The organism is Bacillus sp. JFL15 (assembly GCF_001184225.1).
Classification (GTDB): Bacteria; Bacillota; Bacilli; order Bacillales; family Bacillaceae; genus Bacillus; species Bacillus siamensis.
This window is the reverse complement of record NZ_KQ236689.1, coordinates 3,157,118-3,175,258: the sequence shown is the minus strand read 5'-3', so window position 1 is coordinate 3,175,258 and position 18,141 is coordinate 3,157,118. Positions and strand designations below refer to the sequence as shown.

The following is an 18,141-nucleotide window of genomic DNA, read 5'->3' as shown; positions in this document are numbered from 1 at the left end:
CCTTATGTGAGTATTGAATTAACGTATCCCCGGGTGTCTTTGTCCACTTCTTGGATATCCGCAAGACTCGGATCCTGAATAACGCTGTGGCGGTTCAATGCTTTTTCAATCAGATCTTCAATCGTTAAGAACGAAATCCGTCCGCCAAGAAAAGCGGCAACTGCTTCTTCATTAGCCGCATTTAAAACCGTCGGCATCGTTCCCCCTATTTTACCTGATTCAAAGGCAAATTGTAAGCAGCGGAACCTTTCAAAGTCAGCTTTCGCAAAATGGAGGCTTCCGATCTCCCATAATTCAAGCCTTTTTGTTTCAGGCAGAGGCAGCCGGTCCGGATATGTCAGCGCGTATTGAATCGGCACCCTCATGTCCGGATTTCCGAGCTGGGCGATGACGCTTCTGTCGTGAAATTCAACCATCGAATGAATGATGCTCTCCTTATGTAAAACAACGTCAATCTGTTCATACGGAATGTCAAACAGCCAATGCGCTTCAATGACTTCAAGCCCTTTATTCATCATTGTAGCCGAGTCAATCGTAATCTTTGCGCCCATCGACCAGTTCGGGTGATTAAGGGCGTCGGCAATCGTTACAGACTCAAGCTCCTGCCGCGTTTTATCTCTGAAACTGCCTCCGGATGCTGTAATGATCAGACGCTCGATATTTTTGCTCTGTTCGCCTTGCAGCGCCTGAAAAATAGCGGAATGTTCGCTGTCGACCGGAAGAAGAGGAACGCCGTATTGTTTTGCGTGTCCTTTCACTATATGCCCGGCAGTGACGAGAGTTTCCTTATTTGCAAGCGCAATTGTTTTTTTCTGTTCAATCGCTTTCAAAGTCGGAATTAAACCGACGCTTCCGAGCAGCGCATTGACCACGATATCCACTTCATCCATGACTGCCGCTTCAATCAGGCCTTCTTCTCCGATGCCGATTTGACATTCATGAGAAAAAGACACCTCTTTCACTTTTTGATATGTATCCATGTCGCCGACTGCTACATATTTCGGCTGAAACGTTCTGATCAACGGTATCGCTTTCTCGGCATTTTTACCGAAAGTCATCGAGACGAGACGGAATTGATCTTGATGCATGCGCAATACGTCTAACGTCTGCTCTCCTATTGATCCTGTTGCTCCTAAAAGACAAATATTCTTCAAAATGCCACTCCCATTCTATGCGTCCAGATCGGTCTTGTTTTCATATTAGCCTTTCTCATGAAAAAAGCGCAAGCAGAAAGTATAAGAACGGCATGACAAACAAAAAGCTGTCAAATCGATCTAAAATGCCGCCGTGCCCTGGAAGGATTTTTCCCGAATCCTTCACATCATAGTGCCGCTTAAGCGCTGATTCAACCAAATCCCCGATCTGTCCGAAAACAGACAGAACAAGTGTGATGACCAAAAGAATCGGGTATGAAATCGGAAGGTGCGCAAACAGCTGGAAAACAGCCGTAAAAATAAGAGCGATCGCAATACCGCCAAGAAACCCTTCCACCGTTTTGTTGGGACTGATTTCAGGCCACAGCTTCCGCTTCCCGAGCGACTTTCCGACAAAATATGCGCCCGAGTCTGTTGACCATATGACAACGCAGGCATAAAAGATATACAAAAGCCCGTTTGTTTCAATGTTTCTGATTTCAATAAAATAATGAAAGCACAGTCCGATATATACCGTCGCGAGGACGATGAACCCGACTTCGTCAAACGTAAAGGTGTTTTTCACAAGCACCGTATAGCTGAGCAGTATCAGTACGGCGAAAATCGTCACTTCCATTTTCGCGTCAAAAAAATGATACTCATCCGGCATCATATACAGCCATAACAGCAAGAGGCTGATCAGCCCCGGAAAAGAAAAAAATCTGAGCTTTTTCATCCGCAAAAGCTCAAAAAGCGCTATACTTCCCATCACGTAAACAAATACGGTGAACGGCAATCCTCCGAAAATAACCAAAAATAAAAATAGTGCCGCTGCCAGAACACCCGTTAACAATCTTTGTTTCATTTCCACCATCCTCTAAATTCCGCCAAACCTCCGGCCCCGCTGCTGAAATTCTCCCACTGCCTGCAGAAAGTGATCTTCTTTAAAATCGGGCCACAGGACATCTGTAAAAACAAATTCACTGTAAGCCACCTGCCAAAGCATAAAATTGCTCAGTCTGATTTCTCCGCTCGTTCTGATAAGGAGTTCCGGATCCTGAAGTGATTCTGTCATTAAATGCCCGGAAAAGAGCGCTTCATCAATGTCTTCGATATTCAGCGTGCCGCTTTTCACCTGTTCGGCCAATGCTTTTGCCGCATTGACGATTTCCGTGCGCCCGCCGTAGTTCAAAGCGAAATTGAGAATCAGCCCGTCATTTTGTTCTGTATCTTTTACAGCCTTCTCAATCGCCCTGTACGTATGAGAAGGGAGCGCAGATTCGTCTCCGATAATTTTCACCTGTACATTTTCCTCTATCAATTCAGGAAGGTACGTATTCAGGAACTCTTCCGGAAGCTTCATTAAAAAGTCGACTTCCATCTTCGGGCGCTTCCAGTTCTCCGTGGAAAACGCATAAAGCGTCAGAACTTTGACGCCGAGCTGATTTGCGAGCTTTGTCACCCTTTTTACCACTTTCATTCCTTCATGATGTCCGGCAATCCGCGGAAGTGAGCGTTTCTTCGCCCAGCGCCCGTTTCCGTCCATAATAATGGCGATGTGTGCGGGAATTTCACCCTTCAGTATGTCTTCTTTTGTATACCGTTCTAAGTTGGAAGCCGCATTCTGCTGATTCTTCCAATTTTTGAGTATGTTGAGCATGAGATTCCTCCGTCACCCAAAAAGGTTGCATTGCTGATGATCAATGTAATCAACAGTATTAACAAAAAAACCCCCTGTAAACATGAGAGGGTCTTTTCACATTATCTATTGTACATAGTTTTTCATTAAACTTCCATGATTTCTTTTTCTTTGTCTTTTGTGACACTGTCAATTTTTGACACATATTCGTCTGTCAGCTTTTGAACGTCTTCACTGGAAGCACGAAGCTCGTCTTCTGTAATGTCTCCGTTTTTCTCAAGCTTCTTGAGTTCATCATTGCTGTCACGGCGGACATTACGGACTGCTACTTTCGCTTCTTCCGCATATTTTTTCACGACTTTGACAAGTTCTTTACGTCTTTCTTCCGTCAGAGCCGGGATCGCGATGCGGATAATTGTGCCGTCACTTGTCGGAGTTACGCCAAGATCAGCTTTCAGGATCGCTTTTTCAATATCGCCGATTGCTGTTTTGTCATACGGTGTGACAACAAGCATACGCGCTTCAGGCACATTGATGGAAGACAGCTGGTTTAAAGGTGTTTGGGCACCGTAGTATTCTACTGTCACTTTATCCAATAGAGACGGGTTGGCACGTCCTGCGCGGACTGACGCCAATTCCCGTGAATAAGCGGCAACCGCTTTTTCCATGCGTTCTTTTGTTTGTGTTAATACTTCGTTTGACAACGTTATTTCCCCCTTACGATCGTTCCGATTGATTCGCCGATTACGGCACGCTTAATATTTCCTTCTTCCATAATAGAAAAGACGATCAGCGGAATATCATTATCCATACATAGTGAAGAAGCCGTAGAATCCATGACTTCCAGCCCGTCTTTTAACACATCGAGATAAGATAATTGTTCGTATTTAACGGCTGACTCATCTTTTCTCGGATCAGCATTATACACACCGTCGACATTATTTTTCGCCATTAAGATCACATCCGCTTCGATTTCAGCGGCACGCAGCGCTGCGGTTGTGTCCGTAGAGAAATAAGGGTTTCCTGTTCCCGCGGCAAAAATCACAACGCGTTTTTTCTCCAGGTGGCGGATGGCTTTTCTTCTGATGTAAGGCTCAGCGACCTGACGCATTTCAATTGATGTCTGCACTCTGGACTGGATTCCGAGAGTTTCAAGACTGTCCTGCAGGGCAAGTGAGTTCATGACAGTGGCAAGCATGCCCATATAATCGGCAGTCGCACGGTCCATTCCTAAGTCACTGCCTGTTTTTCCGCGCCATAAGTTGCCGCCGCCTACGACTACGGCCACTTCGACGTCAAGCTCAGCGATTTCTTTTACCTGTTTAGCTATGGATTGGATGACAGTCGGATTAATCCCGTTTCCCTGTTCTCCTGCCAACGCTTCTCCGCTAAGCTTTAAAACGATACGATTGTATTTTGGTTTTTCCATAATAACCTCCAAGTGTAAACATTGCCGTTTCCTATTATGCAAGAGAAAAAAAAGTTTGTAAATATAGTTTTAAAAATAGGGAACACAAGTAGTGTCCCCTATACTGCCTGAAAAGCCGCGAAAGATTCGCCGAGGCTTTCCGCCATTATTTTTTCACTTGGTTCATAACTTCTTCAGCAAAGTTTTCTTGGCGTTTTTCAATACCTTCTCCAACTTCGTAGCGGACGTATGTTTTAACAGATGCGTTTTTCGCAGCCACAACTTGTTTCACTTTTTCGTCTGGGTTTTTAACGAAAGCTTGGTCTAATAAGCAAATTTCTTCGAAGAATTTGTTCAGACGGCCTTCAACCATTTTAGCTACGATGTTTTCCGGTTTGCCTTCTTGAAGAGCTTGCTGAGTCAGGATCTGACGCTCGTGGTTTGCTTCTTCTTCAGACACTTGGTCGCGTGAAATGTAACGAGGATTTACCGCTGCAACATGCATTGCGATGTCTTTTGCAAGATCTTCGTCAGTTGTTCCGCTAAGAACAGATAATACGCCGATGCGGCCGCCCATGTGAAGGTAAGCACCGAACGCTTCGCTGTCTTCTTTTGTAAGAACAGCAAAACGGCGAAGAGTGATTTTCTCTCCGATTTTAGCAACGTTGCTTGTGATGTATTCTTCAACAGTAGAACCGTTTTCCATCTTTTGTCCCATTGCTTCTTCAAGATCAGCAGGAGCGTTTGTAAGAAGGTGGTCAGCAAGCGTGTCCAGAAGCTCTTTGAAGCCTTCGTTTTTTGCAACGAAGTCAGTTTCAGAGTTTACTTCTAAGATAACGCCTTTGTTGCCGTCAGTTTTAATAAGAGTAGAACCTTCAGCAGCGATACGGTCAGCTTTTTTAGCTGCTTTCGCAATTCCTTTTTCTCTCAGAAGGTCGATTGCTTTGTCCATATCTCCGTCAGTTTCAGTCAACGCTTTTTTACAGTCCATCATACCAGCGCCTGTTTTTTGACGCAGTTCTTTTACCTGCTGTGCAGTAATAGCCATTTAAATTCCTCCTTATATGTGTAAACAAGATATGTATAGATACATTTTTCTTGAAAAAAGGTGATAAAAGGCAGTCCCTCTTATCACCTTTTGATTAGGTTACGCAGTTGTCGTTTCTGTTTCAGGTGCAGTCTCTTCAGCAGCTTCCGCTTCTTCTTCGCCTTGCTTCGCTTCTAAGATTGCATCTGCCATTTTAGAAGTAAGAAGTTTGACAGCGCGGATTGCGTCATCGTTTGCAGGGATTACGACATCAATTTCATCAGGATCACAGTTTGTATCTACGATTCCGATGATAGGAATGTTCAATTTGCGAGCTTCCGCAACAGCGATGCGCTCTTTGCGAGGATCGATGATGAATAATGCATCAGGAAGATCCTTCATGTCTTTAATTCCGCCGAGGAATTTTTCAAGACGCTCTAATTCTTTTTTCAATTGAACAACTTCTTTTTTCGGAAGTACTTCAAACGTACCGTTTTCTTGCATTTTTTCAATGTCTTTAAGACGTTTAATACGTTTTTGGATTGTTTCAAAGTTTGTTAATGTACCGCCCAACCAGCGTTGGTTGACAAAGTACATGCCAGAGCGCTGAGCTTCTTCTTTAACAGAATCCTGAGCTTGTTTTTTTGTTCCGACGAAAAGAATTTTTCCGCCTTCAGCAGCAAGATTTTTAGTGAAGTTGTAAGCTTCCTCTACTTTTTTGACTGTTTTTTGAAGGTCAATGATGTAGATTCCGTTACGCTCCGTGAAAATGTAACGCTTCATTTTTGGGTTCCAACGGCGTGTTTGGTGACCGAAGTGAACACCAGCTTCAAGCAATTGCTTCATAGAAATGACTGACATGTTATTTCCTCCTAATATAATGGTTTTTTTTCCTCCGCTTAAGTCATTTTTGTACAGAACTGCCGCCTGCAGCACCCTCTGCATAAATCGTTAAGCGTGTGTATTTAACACCAAGACATAATATAACACAGCTTTATGCGACAATCAAGAATCCTTTACAGCTTTGCCGCGAAATTTTAAAAACAGCTCGATTTCTGTCTTACCGCTCTTCATCCGTTTGGCAATTTCCGCGGGAGTGAGCCCCTGTTCATATAATTCTGCAACGCGTTCTTCAAACGAATGCGCGCCGCTGTTTTCCTCACTTTCGGCCTGTTCCGTTGCACTGATGAGTTTTTCCATGTGATCCGGAATATCAGGCTCTTTTTGCGGTTTGACGGGCCGGGATTCCGTGTCTTCTGCGTCCGGCGCTTGATCAGCCCGGTTTTTGGCATCTTCGAGTCTTTCATTTTCTTCTTTTAACTCAAGCAGAAACGCAGCAAGGGTGTTTTCCGTCTCTTCAAGAATCTTCTTCTGCTGACGCTCCGTCTCCTTGAGGGCTGAAAACCTCGTATACAGAATAATGACGGCATAAAGCAGTATGCCGTGAAGCATAAAGCTTAAAAGCCATAATAGTGTTGACATGTTTTTCACTCGCTAACCATGAGTTCATTATTGAATTACTTTTTCAAGCAGATGCTTTAATTTAAACAGCGCCTTTGAATGAATCTGCGAAATCCGGGAGGTCGAAAGGTTCAGGACTTGTCCGATTTCGGTCAGAGTCAGTTCTTCTTTATAAAATAAGCTGACGACAAGCTGTTCTTTTTCAGAGAGCTCGTGAATTTTGCCTGCAAGCTGGGCGATCAGCTCGTCCTTCATAATTTTTTCTTCCGGCGGCACATTTTTGTCATCTCTGATCATGACTTGAATATTCTCACCGTCATCCTGGTCGTGAAGCTTTTCATCAATTGATAAGAGATTGGCAAAAAACCCTTCATTCATCGTTGATACTACGTCCTGCTCCGTCATCCCCAGTTCTTCTGCGATCTCTGAAGGCGTCACATTCCGAAGGTAGCGCTGTTCAAGTTTTTCGATCGCCGCTTCGACTTTTTTTGTCTTCTCCCGTGAAGTTCTGGGCAGCCAATCTTCTTTACGCAGCCCGTCGATGATTGCACCGCGAATTCTAAACGAGGCATAGGTATCAAATTTTAAATCCCGGCCGGGGTCAAATTTTTCTAGGGCATCATATAAACCAAGCATACCAAGGCTCATTAGATCGTCTTTATGCACCGACTTCGGCAGTCCGACGGAAATTCTGCCGACATGATATGTGACCAGCGGCATGTAACGGCGCATTAAATCATCACCGGCTTTAGGATCTTTCCACTCTTTCCAGCGCGACCAAAGCACCTGATCTTCATAATTCAAGGATTGCATTGTTATCCCCCTACCTCATACCTTAATTAAATCGTTGTTTCACCTTGTTTAACAGTTCGGATGTGCAGCATGCAGGACTTTGGCTCAAATTCAATCGTCCGGCCGCTTGAGCCGCCGGTATCTTCACTGATGACCGGAATGTTATACAATGAAAGCTGCTCTTTAATGGCCGCTACGTTCCTTGGGCCGATTTTCATCAGATCGTTTGTCATTTTAAACTTAAACATCTCGGCTCCCCCGGCGAGTTTTGCCTTCAGGGCAAACTTGCGGCATCCGGCTTTTAAAAGCATGTCAATCGTCGTCTTTACGGCGGTGTCTGCATATTTTGCGCGGTTCAGTTCCGCCGTTTTCGATAAACCGGAGTCCGGAAGCATCACGTGAACGAGTCCCGCCGTTTGTTTGTCTTTATCGTATAAAACCAGTCCCACGCATGAACCGAGACCCGAAGTCCGGATTTTATCCGGATAACGCGCGATTTGAACATCCGCAATCCCCACTTTAACGACTGCTGCTTCCGCACGGCTCATAAAGCCGCACCCAATGAGACGAAGAGCTTTTCAAAAGAATCATAGTCCGGAAGCATAAACATATGGGCTTTGAGCTCCTGCCGGCTGCCTTGGTCAAAAATAGAAGTATCCACGACAATGGCATGTTCCCCGACTTGGCTGAGCTCCATCAGTCCTTCACTGATAACCGCACCGAACATATCCAGTGAGATTTCCGGCACACTCGGATAAATCTCGAGCTTCGTCAAATCAGCCAATGCTGTTAAATAGGAACCTGCTAAAATATTGCCGAACTCATGTAAAGCAGAAGAACTCAAATGATCTTCACCCAACTGGTCAATATCAAAATCCGGATTTCCGATCAGCTCTCTGATAAACTGTTCCGCTTGATCAAAAGGCATGATGAGAAAGATAGAACCGGTCATGTCGCCTTCCATTCTTAAAAAGATACTGGCGACCGGCGTTTCGGCACCTCCGAAAAAATCAGCGAGCTCATCAAATGTCAATAAGGTCGCAAACGGCACTTCCATGTCTATCTTTCTGTTCAGCAGCTGAGCCATGGCAGAGGCTGAGTGACCCGCCCCGATATTTCCGACTTCCCGCAAAATATCCATCTGCTCTTCTTTGATCGCTTCAAACTTACTCATGTTGTCTTATCCCCTTTAAGCATTCGGCTCTCCGGATGCAGATGCAGAAGCACCTTTATCCAGCACCGCATGCGCATCGATAATATTGAGGAGCCTGTTATCTTGCTTGACGATCTGTTTAATCCACACATCCGCTTCCTTTGTCTGGCTTTCAGGCGCGGATTCAATTTCATTTTCATGCACGGTGATGACGTCATTAGCCTCATCCACAACCCACCCGACATCGGCGTCGCGGTAAGAAATAATGATAATCCGCGTCTCTTCTGTGATGTCCTGTTCAGGCTGGTTCAGACGTTTTCTTAAATCAAGAACCGGCGTAATCACCCCGCGCAGATTGATAACACCGCGGATATAAGGTTCCACACCCGGGACTCTCGTCGGTTTTTGCCACTTTTCAATTGATTTCACCTGGGAAACTGAGATAGCGTATTCTTTCCCGTTTATCATAAACACAATCATTTTTTCACCTGTTTTGATTTCAGCAGTCATAAGGGCACCTCCTCGTGTCGTTTTAGTAGATCAGCGCATTGCAATCAATAATCAGCGCCACTTCTCCGTTTCCGAGAATCGTAGCGCCGGAAATCGCAAAGACGTTCGTTAAATAGTCTCCGAGTGATTTCAGTACGACTTCCTGCTGGCCGATAAAAGAGTCCACGACAAAAGCAGTGGATTTATCGCCCTTTTTCACGACGATCACATGGAACTGATCCGCATCCTGTTTTGAATCCGTAATGCCGAATTCTTTTTTCAGGTAGACAATCGGAACAATCTGTCCTCTGAAATCAATCACTTCTCTGTCATGCGTCTGCAGAATATCTTTCTTTTCAATCACAGCCGTCTCTATAATAGAAGAGATCGGTATCGCAAATGTCTCTTCTTCAAGTTTAATGAGAAGAACGGAGATAATTGAAAGTGTCAGCGGAAGCTGAATACTGAAAAGAGAACCCTGGCCTTCCACGGATTTGACACTGACCGAGCCGCCGAGTGATTCAAGTTTGTTTTTCACAACGTCCAGGCCGACACCCCGGCCTGAAATATCAGAAATTTGATCGGCAGTCGAGAAGCCCGGAGCAAAAATAAGCTCGTAAATCTCATTATCTTCAAGCGTTTCAGCATCACGTTCGGTGATGACATTCCGTTCGAGCGCTTTTTCGAGAATTTTCTTTCTGTTCAGGCCGGCCCCGTCATCTTCAACCTCAATAAAGACATGGTTTCCGCTGTGATATGCCTTAAGCACGACATGGCCAGATTCCGGTTTTCCTTTATTCACCCGCACTTCAGGCGCTTCGATGCCGTGATCGATGCTGTTTCTGATTAAATGGACAAGCGGATCGCCGATTTCATCAATCACCGTGCGGTCAAGCTCTGTTTCAGCGCCGATAATGGACAATTCAATTTTCTTATTTAGTTCCTTTTGAAGCTGGCGGATCATTCTTGGGAAACGGTTAAAGACGGTTTCTACCGGAACCATCCGCATATTCAGAATAATAGATTGAAGGTCTCCTGAGATTCTGGTCAGGCGTTCAACGGTTTCAGTCAATTCATTGTGATCAAGCTCTTTGGCGATCTGCTCAAGACGTCCGCGGTCAATGACAAGCTCTTCAAAAAGGTTCATTGAAGAATCCAGTCTTTCAATGTTGACACGAATCGTTTTCGAGCCGCTGTGATGCTTCGGCTGTTCTTCCGTTTTCGCTTGCGGATTCGGCTGCTTGTCAGTCTTTTTAACCGGAACGTCCTTCACCGGTTCAGCTGCTTGTGGTTTTTCGGCCGTTTTTAACGGCGCGCCGACAGAAATTTCGACGTTCTCCACTTCTGAAATGCCGCTGATGAGGTCTTTAATTTCCTCAGCAGACTGCTTTGTCAAGAAGCACACCTGAAAATTCGTTCCGAAATCTTCCGTCTCAAGCACTTCCGCAGCGGGTATCGTTTTTGCGACTTCACCTGCTTCATTCAGCTTTTCAAATATCATGTACACGCGAACGGCTTTGAGCATGCAGTTTTCATTCAGGGAAACCGTTATTTCATAGCGGCTGAATCCTTGCTCTTCTGCCTCTTCGATGACAGTCCGTTCGAACTCATCATAATTCCATTCAACTGAAGCTTGTTTCATTGAAGCCGGCGGTTCTGCTGTTTCAGCTGAAGCGGCAGTCTCATGCACCGCGTTTACATCGAGCTTTGCGCTCACTTCAGAAATATCACGTTTGCCGTCTCCTCCGTCAATAATGGACTGCACCATCTCTTCAAGATGATCCAGCGCTTCAAACAGTACATCCAGCCAATCTGATGTGACCGGCATCTCTCCGTTGCGGATGGCGTCCAGCACATTTTCCATCAAGTGAGTTAAATGCGCCAGATCAGTATATCCCATCGTTGCGCTCATACCTTTCAGCGTATGGGCAGCTCTGAAGATGTCATGCACAATCTGAAGGTCTGACGGATCTTTTTCCAACAGCAGCAGCTTTTCGTTACATGTCTGTAAGTGCTCTTTACTTTCATCAATAAAGACATCTAAATATTGATTCATATCCAATTGATTCACACCCTCTCTTTTTTCACACATCCGGTGATGGATGCCGCGATTTCTTCCACATGTTTAATCTCATGAATGAGGCCCGCTTTTATCGCTGACTTCGGCATCCCGAACACAACACAGGATTCGTCGGATTCCGCAATCGTTTTAACGCAGCCTGTTCTGAGCATTTCTTTTACGCCTTCGGTTCCGTCGCTGCCCATGCCGGTCATAATGACGGCTACCTTTTCATAATCAGACAATCGGCTTGCCGAACGAAACAAATAATCGGCTGACGGTTTATGCCGGCTTTCCGTATCAAGAACGTCAAGAATGATGCGGAGCCTTCCGCCTTCCTCGGCAACCGTCATATTTTTTCCGCCGGGCGCGATGTACACCCATCCGTCTTTCGCCTCTTCACCGTTTTCCGCTTCTTTGACCTGAATATCTGACAAATGGTTGAGTCTGTCTGCAAGTGAAGCGGTGAAGCCTTCAGGCATGTGCTGAACGACAAATACAGGCGCCTTTAAATCCTTCGGAAGCTTCGGAATCACCTTTTGCAAAGCCCGCGGTCCGCCTGTAGAGGTCGCAATGAACACGGCCTGCTTAGCAGATTTTGCTTTCGGCCTCTCAAATCCCACAGCAGCCGGACGTTCCGGGGTGAGGGGCTCTTTCACCGCCGGCTCAGTTTCTTTTGCGAAGGACAGTCCCGCGGCAATCACCCTTTCAATCAGCTGTTCTTTAATTTTATAAAGATCAAGTGAAATCGCCCCGGAAGGCTTGGTGATAAAATCAAAGGCACCCATTTCCAGGCAGTTGATCGTTCGGTCTTTTCCTTGCTGCGTCTGACTTGATACCATGATAACGGGAAGTTTGTATATGCTGATGATTTTCCGCAATGTATCCGTTCCGTTCATGACCGGCATTTCAATATCAAGCGTGACAACATCCGGCTTGAGAAGCTCTATTTTTTTCAGCGCCTCTTCTCCGTTTCTGGCTGTCCCGATGACTTCTATCTGCACTTCCGCAGCCAGAAAATCGGTAATCATTTTTCTCATAAAAGCTGAGTCATCAACGACAAGCACACGAATCACTATAAAGTCCTCCTCATTAAAAAAGAAGATAATCTCTCAATAAATGCCGGTTTCTCTTCTCTTGGTTTGTTTTCTTCCGTTTGAAACAAGACATCCGTCAAAAGACGGACGGACCTGCTGGCTTTTGCTTGAGGACTTTTTATTAAAAAAGGCACCTGGTCAATGACAGCTTGACTTACCAGCGGATCATCCGGGATGGAGCCGGCGAAACGCACCTCCGCGCCTAAAAACGTGTGAATCGCGTAAGAAAGGCGGCTGTATGTGTCCAGCGCCTGTTTTTGGGCCCGGGCGCGATTGACGGCAATGTTTATGGTCAGCCGCTCATCCGCGAGGGTGAGATGTTTGATCGCGCTGTAGGCATCCATAATTGCCGTCGGCTCAGGCGTTGTCACGGCGAGAATGTCTTCAGCCGATAAAATAAACGGCAGCTGTTCTTTTGAAAGTCCCGCTCCCATATCAAACAGAACGTAATCAAAATCGCTTAATACAGCGGAAAGACCATTCATAAATGCTGACCACTTCTCTCTGTCAGCTTGATAGATCGCCTCAAGCCCCGTTCCTCCGGATATGTAGTGAAGGCCTTTCGGACCGGAGGACAGTGATTGAGCCAACACGTACCGATTCTCCATCACATCAATAATAGTGCGGGCAGATGCCGCACCGATCAGCACATCAATGTTGCCCATCCCGATGTCAAGATCAATGATGAGTGCTTTTTTTCCTTTTTCCTGCAGGGCAACAGCCATGTTTAATGTTAAATTAGATTTTCCGACGCCGCCTTTGCCGCTGATGACGGCTAATGTCTTCGCTTTTTTTTCATAAAACTCCGGCTTGGCCATTTGCCGCTGTCTCATTTTTCTTCTTAATGACTCTGCCTGATCGGGTTTCATGTCAAAAGCATCCTGACAAATTGTTCTGGTGAAGCCGACAGGATGTCTTCAGGCACATCCTGTCCATTTGTCAAATAGGCGGCCCCGATTCTCGATTCAGAAAGCACTTGAAACACGGAGCCGAGTGAGGCGGTTTCATCCGTTTTCGTAAAAATGAATTGATTGACCGGCACACCGGAAAATTGTTTCAGCACCTGTTTCATATCTTCATATTTTGCAGATGAAGATAATACGAGAAAGGATTGTAAGCCTGCTTCAAACGGAATCATCTCTTGCAATTCCGTAATATACTGCTCTTCTTTAAAGTTTCTTCCGGCTGTATCAATGAAAACATGGTCATATTCAGCGAATTTTTCCTGCGCCTTCAGACAGTCTTCCTTTGAATAACATACTTCAAGAGGAGCCTGAAGCAGCTCCGCATATGTCTTCAGCTGTTCGACTGCGGCAATCCGGTAAGTATCCGTCGTCATAAATGCAATTTTTTTGTGCTCTGTCAGCGTTGATGCGGCAGCAAGTTTTGCAAGTGTGGTCGTTTTGCCGGCCCCGGTCGAACCGAAAAGCACGACGTATTTTGATTGAATCCCTTCCTGCCACCTGTCTGCTGAGGGGAGTTTTTTCACTAACAAATCCTGCAGTTTCGGGCTGACATTGTCTTCAGTTAAATCACCGGCGGCAATCGAAGAACGTAGCAATTCACTCAAAACGGCGTTTTGCGTATTGTCAGGAAGACCTGCTTGCTTCAATAGTCTCTCGGCTTTTTTTATTGGTTCGGGGAGCACTTCTTTATAACGTGCCAGATCACCAGATGTACCATGATCCGGAAGATGCAGCGGCTGAACAGGCTCGGCTTTTTTCGCCGTTTCCGTCTTTTTCATGTCTTCACCGGGAGCCGGCGGCGTTTTTCTCGTTTCCCTGACGTCACGATCTAAAACGGCGACCACTTCAACAGCCGGCTGCGACCGCAGCCCCAGCCATTTTCGCTTCTTTACTTGTTTGGAATGTAAAATGACGGCATCGTTGCCGAGTTCCTTTTTAATTTGCTTCGCGGCATCCTGCATTGAAGCGGCTGTAAATTTTTTTATTTTCATTAAATATCCACCACTCCAATGCTCTGTACTTCAACGTTTGCTTCCAGCTCATTATAAGAAAGAACCGGAAGATCAGGGAAATAGCGTTCTAACAGCTGTTTTACATACATTCTGACAGCAGGCGAACAGAGAAGAATCGCCGTCTCCTGCCGGATGGAAAGCTGCTCGGCCTCTTTAGCGACAGAACGGATGATACTGTCTGAAACCTCAGGATCAAGCGACAGGTAATTGCCCTGTTCAGTCTGCTGCACGCCGTCTGCAATTGCTTTTTCGACCCGGCCTGAGCATGTGATGACTTTCAGCGTTTCATGCTCTCTCGCATATTGGGCCGTGATTTGTTTGGCAAGCGACTGTCTCGCGTATTCCGTCAAAAGATCTGAATCGGTCGTTAATCTTCCGTAATCGGCAAGTGTTTCAAAAATGGTCACCAAGTTTCTGATTGAAACTTTTTCTCTCAGCAATTTAGCAAGCACCTTTTGAATATCGCCGACAGAAAGAGGATTTGGCGTGACTTCCTCAACAAGCACAGGATAATTTTCCTTCAGATGATCGATCAGCTGCTTTGTTTCCTGTCTGCCGACCAGTTCATGGGCATACTGCTTAATTTTTTCCGTAATATGCGTAGATACGACTGACGCCGGATCAACAACTGTATACCCTAGCATGTCCGCTTCATCTTTCGCAGCTTCGCTGATCCATTTTGCAGGAAGCCCGAACGACGGTTCAATCGTTTCAATTCCTTCAATCACGTCATCTTCAGGTGTCGGTGACATCGCTAAGTAATGATCAAGCAGGAGCTCTCCTTTAGCGACTTCATTGCCTTTAATTTTCAATCTGTATTCATTCGGCTGAAGCGCGATATTATCCCTGATGCGCACAACCGGAATGACAAGCCCTAATTCAAGCGCCAGCTGTCGTCTGATCATGACGATGCGGTCAAGAAGATCACCGCCCTGCCCCGCGTCTGCGAGCGGCACCAGTCCGTATCCGAACTCAAATTCAATCGGATCAATATGTAAAAGCTGCACAACGCTTTCCGGGCTTTTCAGTTCATCCGCCTGAGCCTCTTCTTCAAGAATTTCTTCCTCTTCTTCGCTCGGCTTATCCGTTTTGGACAGCTTATAAGCGCCGAATGCAAGCAGACCGGCAATCGGACCCGTCAGCAGAATCCCGATCGGCGTGAGAAGACCAAGCAAAAGAACAGTTCCCGCGGCTACATATAAGAGCTTCGGATAAGCGAACAGCTGGCCTGTAATATCATGACCGAGGTTCCCTTCAGATGCCGCTCTCGTCACGACAATCCCCGTAGCCGTTGAAATAAGCAAAGCCGGCATTTGAGAAACGATACCGTCACCGACCGTCAGCATTGTAAAGTGAGAAGCAGCTTCTTGTATGCTCATCCCCTGCTGCAGCATGCCGATTACGATCCCGAAAATAATATTGATCATCACGATGATGATACCCGCGATCGCATCCCCTTTGACAAATTTGCTCGCACCATCCATCGCGCCGTAAAAATCCGCTTCCCGGGCGACTTTTTCACGTCTGTGTTTCGCGTCCTGCTCCGTAATCATGCCGGCGTTTAAATCCGCGTCAATACTCATTTGTTTTCCGGGCATCGCATCGAGCGTAAATCTCGCCGCCACTTCCGATACCCGCTCGGCGCCTTTTGTAATGACGATAAACTGAATAATAATCAAGATAATGAAGACAACAAGCCCTACCAGCACATTTCCGCCGACAACGAAATTCCCGAATGTCTCAACAACCTTTCCCCCTTCTCCGTGAGAAAGAATCGAACGAGTCGTCGACACATTGAGCGCAAGCCGAAACAGCGTCAATAACAGCAGCAATGACGGGAATATCGAAAATTGCAGCGGTTCTTGCATATTCATTGTGGTGAGAAGCACGATCAACGCAAGAGAGATATTAATGATGATCAATATACTTAACAACCATGGAGGGAATGGAATCACCAGCATTGCCACAATGAGGACAACACTTATTAAAACCGATAAATCTCTTGTTGACATGCTGTTTTTCTCTCCTTTTGAATCTGAAATTCACTATACTTTTTGTTTTGTTTTATAGACATAAGCCAAAATTTCCGCAATGACTTTGAAAAACTCTTCCGGCACGGCCTGGTCGATGTCAACCTGATCATATAACGCACGCGCGAGCGGCCTGTTTTCAATCGTCATGACATCATGTTCTTTGGCAATCTGCCTGATTTTTAATGCGAGATGATCGACCCCTTTGGCAACAATGTAAGGGGCATCCATTTTCTTTTCATCATATTTTAGAGCGATCGCATAGTGGGTCGGGTTGGTAATGATGACGTCAGCTTTCGGCACTTCCTGCATCATTCGCCTCATCGCCATTTCCCGCTGCTTCTGCTTAATTTTGGACTTGATAATCGGGTCGCCCTCCGATTTTTTGTATTCATCTTTTATATCCTGCTTTGACATTCTGATGTTTTTCTCATAGTCAAAACGCTGATATAAGTAATCGAGCCCGGCCAGCAGCATTAAAGCCCCTGAGCCCGCAAGCCCCATCCAAAGAGTGAGCTTAGATACGAATGTGAGCACTTCCGCAGGCGTTAAAAGCGGAAGGCGGAGAATATCGCCATAATGCAGCCAGAGCACCATAAAGGCGGCAAAACCGACTACGGCAATCTTCAAAATCGATTTAACCAGTTCAACAATCGCCCTCATGCTGTATATCCGCTTAAATCCTTTCAGCGGGCTGAGCTTGTTCAGGTCAGGTTTGAGAACTTCTGCAGAAAACAGAAAACCCACCTGCATGTAGTTGCTCACGACACCTGCCACAAGCGCGACCAGCATAATCGGCGCGAGGATGAGGCTGATATCTTTCACTGTATCCACAAAAAGCTCATGCACGTTAGACGCTGACAGATCTAACGCTATCGATTTCGTATAAAACGTTTTAATAAAGGACAGCAGTCTGTCCCGCATGTAAGGGCCGAGCGCGATCAGCGAAAGAAAGATAATCAGTAAAGAAACGGCTGTATTCACATCCGTACTTTTCGGGACCTGACCTTTCTTTCTTGTATCTTTTCGTTTTTTCGGGGTGGCTTTCTCCGTTTTTTCACCGGCAAAGAATTGCAGATTCAGTCTGAGTCTCATCACGTCACACCGACCAATGCCAATAAATTTCGCATTGTTTCAACGGTAAGGCTGAAGATATTGCGGACGAGGACAAACATCACCGCCATACAAACGATCAGCATAATAAAACTCACGGCTATTTTCAGAGGAAGCCCGACAACGAAAACGTTCAGCTGCGGCACCGTTCTCGCCACAATGCCAAGCGCCAAATCAACTAAAAACAGACTGGCCACAACCGGCGCAGACATTTGAAAAGCGATAATAAACATGGCATTGAAGCTTTTTGCGATAAAAAGTCCAAAGTGCTCATTTCCAAACGACGGAAATGCCTGGTCAAGCGGAATATACTGAAAGCTGTAATAAATCCCGTCCAATAATAGATAATGGGCGTTTACGCTGAGCATAAATAACAGCGCCAGCGTATAAACGAATTGGCCGATCAGCGGGCTTTGCGTTCCTGATTGCGGATCAATGACATTCGCGATGGAAAAACCCATCTGAAAATCAATAAAGGAACCCGCGATCTGAATGGCTGCCAGCATCATGAAAGCAATCAGCCCGAGGCTCAAGCCCACAACGGCCTCTTTTATAACAAGCAGCATATACTGTTCCCCTATGTCAACTAACGGCGCATGTTTCAGCGTACTGAAGCAGATCACCGAAAGAAAGAAAGCAAAACCGATTCGGTGAACCGCCGGCAGATTCCGGTGCCCGAATATCGGCACCGTTACAAAAAAAGCAGAAATTCTAATAAAAACCAATAAAAAAGCGGGAAATAAATCAATGATGGAATTCATT

General features: G+C 45.8%; 19 protein-coding genes. All 19 read right to left on the bottom strand.

The features are described from left to right. Positions 1–2 precede the first annotated feature (2 nt). The 19 genes from dxr to fliR all read right to left on the bottom strand — a co-directional run bounded on the left by dxr (position 3) and on the right by fliR (position 18,140). Positions 3–1,154, bottom strand: coding sequence for a 1-deoxy-D-xylulose-5-phosphate reductoisomerase (dxr, locus tag AD710_RS16000; protein ID WP_049628479.1), 1,152 nt, complete (start codon positions 1,152–1,154; stop codon positions 3–5). A 55-nt stretch (positions 1,155–1,209) separates the two neighbouring features. After that, on the bottom strand, positions 1,210–2,007 hold the full coding sequence (locus AD710_RS15995) for a phosphatidate cytidylyltransferase (protein ID WP_016936095.1): 798 nt from the start codon (positions 2,005–2,007) through the stop codon (positions 1,210–1,212). Between the two features lie 3 nt (positions 2,008–2,010). Further along, positions 2,011–2,793, bottom strand: a complete 783-nt coding sequence (locus AD710_RS15990) for an undecaprenyl pyrophosphate synthase (RefSeq protein WP_016936096.1) — start codon at positions 2,791–2,793, stop codon at positions 2,011–2,013. A gap of 125 nt (positions 2,794–2,918) precedes the next feature. Continuing rightward, positions 2,919–3,476, bottom strand: a complete 558-nt coding sequence (gene frr / locus AD710_RS15985) for a ribosome recycling factor (RefSeq protein ID WP_016936097.1) — start codon at positions 3,474–3,476, stop codon at positions 2,919–2,921. A 2-nt stretch (positions 3,477–3,478) separates the two neighbouring features. Further along, positions 3,479–4,201, bottom strand: coding sequence for a UMP kinase (gene pyrH / locus AD710_RS15980; RefSeq protein WP_016936098.1), 723 nt, complete (start codon positions 4,199–4,201; stop codon positions 3,479–3,481). A 145-nt stretch (positions 4,202–4,346) separates the two neighbouring features. Next, positions 4,347–5,228, bottom strand: coding sequence for a translation elongation factor Ts (gene tsf, locus AD710_RS15975; RefSeq protein ID WP_047474979.1), 882 nt, complete (start codon positions 5,226–5,228; stop codon positions 4,347–4,349). A gap of 99 nt (positions 5,229–5,327) precedes the next feature. Continuing rightward, positions 5,328–6,068, bottom strand: coding sequence for a 30S ribosomal protein S2 (rpsB, locus tag AD710_RS15970; protein ID WP_016936099.1), 741 nt, complete (start codon positions 6,066–6,068; stop codon positions 5,328–5,330). Between the two features lie 144 nt (positions 6,069–6,212). Then, positions 6,213–6,689, bottom strand: a complete 477-nt coding sequence (locus tag AD710_RS15965) for a DUF6115 domain-containing protein (protein ID WP_049628478.1) — start codon at positions 6,687–6,689, stop codon at positions 6,213–6,215. 27 nt (positions 6,690–6,716) lie between these two features. Then, positions 6,717–7,481 carry an RNA polymerase sigma-28 factor SigD gene (gene sigD / locus AD710_RS15960; protein ID WP_003154217.1) on the bottom strand — a complete coding sequence of 255 codons (765 nt, stop codon included), beginning with the start codon at positions 7,479–7,481 and terminating at the stop codon, positions 6,717–6,719. A gap of 26 nt (positions 7,482–7,507) precedes the next feature. Next, positions 7,508–8,008 carry a chemoreceptor glutamine deamidase CheD gene (gene cheD, locus AD710_RS15955; RefSeq protein WP_016936101.1) on the bottom strand — a complete coding sequence of 167 codons (501 nt, stop codon included), beginning with the start codon at positions 8,006–8,008 and terminating at the stop codon, positions 7,508–7,510. Continuing rightward, positions 8,005–8,634: a CheY-P phosphatase CheC gene (gene cheC / locus AD710_RS15950; protein WP_014417781.1), complete on the bottom strand. Its 630-nt coding sequence runs from the start codon at positions 8,632–8,634 to the stop codon at positions 8,005–8,007. The genes cheD and cheC overlap by 4 nt, the downstream gene beginning before the upstream one ends. Before the next feature lie 15 nt (positions 8,635–8,649). Beyond that, positions 8,650–9,123, bottom strand: a complete 474-nt coding sequence (gene cheW / locus AD710_RS15945; protein WP_016936103.1) for a chemotaxis protein CheW — start codon at positions 9,121–9,123, stop codon at positions 8,650–8,652. A gap of 22 nt (positions 9,124–9,145) precedes the next feature. After that, complete coding sequence (gene cheA / locus AD710_RS15940; RefSeq protein WP_049628477.1) at positions 9,146–11,164, bottom strand: chemotaxis protein CheA; 2,019 nt, start codon at positions 11,162–11,164, stop codon at positions 9,146–9,148. A 5-nt stretch (positions 11,165–11,169) separates the two neighbouring features. Further along, entirely contained in the window at positions 11,170–12,237 is a 1,068-nt protein-coding gene (locus tag AD710_RS15935; RefSeq protein WP_049628476.1) for a protein-glutamate methylesterase/protein-glutamine glutaminase, read from the bottom strand. After that, positions 12,237–13,127, bottom strand: coding sequence for a MinD/ParA family protein (locus tag AD710_RS15930; protein ID WP_049628475.1), 891 nt, complete (start codon positions 13,125–13,127; stop codon positions 12,237–12,239). Before AD710_RS15930 ends, AD710_RS15935 begins: the two co-directional genes overlap by 1 nt. Next, positions 13,124–14,215, bottom strand: a complete 1,092-nt coding sequence (gene flhF / locus AD710_RS15925) for a flagellar biosynthesis GTPase FlhF (protein WP_049628474.1) — start codon at positions 14,213–14,215, stop codon at positions 13,124–13,126. Before flhF ends, AD710_RS15930 begins: the two co-directional genes overlap by 4 nt. Then, positions 14,215–16,248, bottom strand: coding sequence for a flagellar biosynthesis protein FlhA (gene flhA, locus AD710_RS15920; RefSeq protein WP_016936108.1), 2,034 nt, complete (start codon positions 16,246–16,248; stop codon positions 14,215–14,217). Before flhA ends, flhF begins: the two co-directional genes overlap by 1 nt. A gap of 33 nt (positions 16,249–16,281) precedes the next feature. Further along, a complete protein-coding gene (gene flhB / locus AD710_RS15915; RefSeq protein ID WP_016936109.1) occupies positions 16,282–17,361 on the bottom strand; it encodes a flagellar biosynthesis protein FlhB in 1,080 nt (359 codons plus the stop codon). Continuing rightward, positions 17,361–18,140 (bottom strand): flagellar biosynthetic protein FliR, encoded by a 780-nt coding sequence (gene fliR, locus AD710_RS15910; RefSeq protein ID WP_049628473.1) that lies wholly within the window; start codon positions 18,138–18,140, stop codon positions 17,361–17,363. Before fliR ends, flhB begins: the two co-directional genes overlap by 1 nt. Position 18,141: the final 1 nt, after the last annotated feature.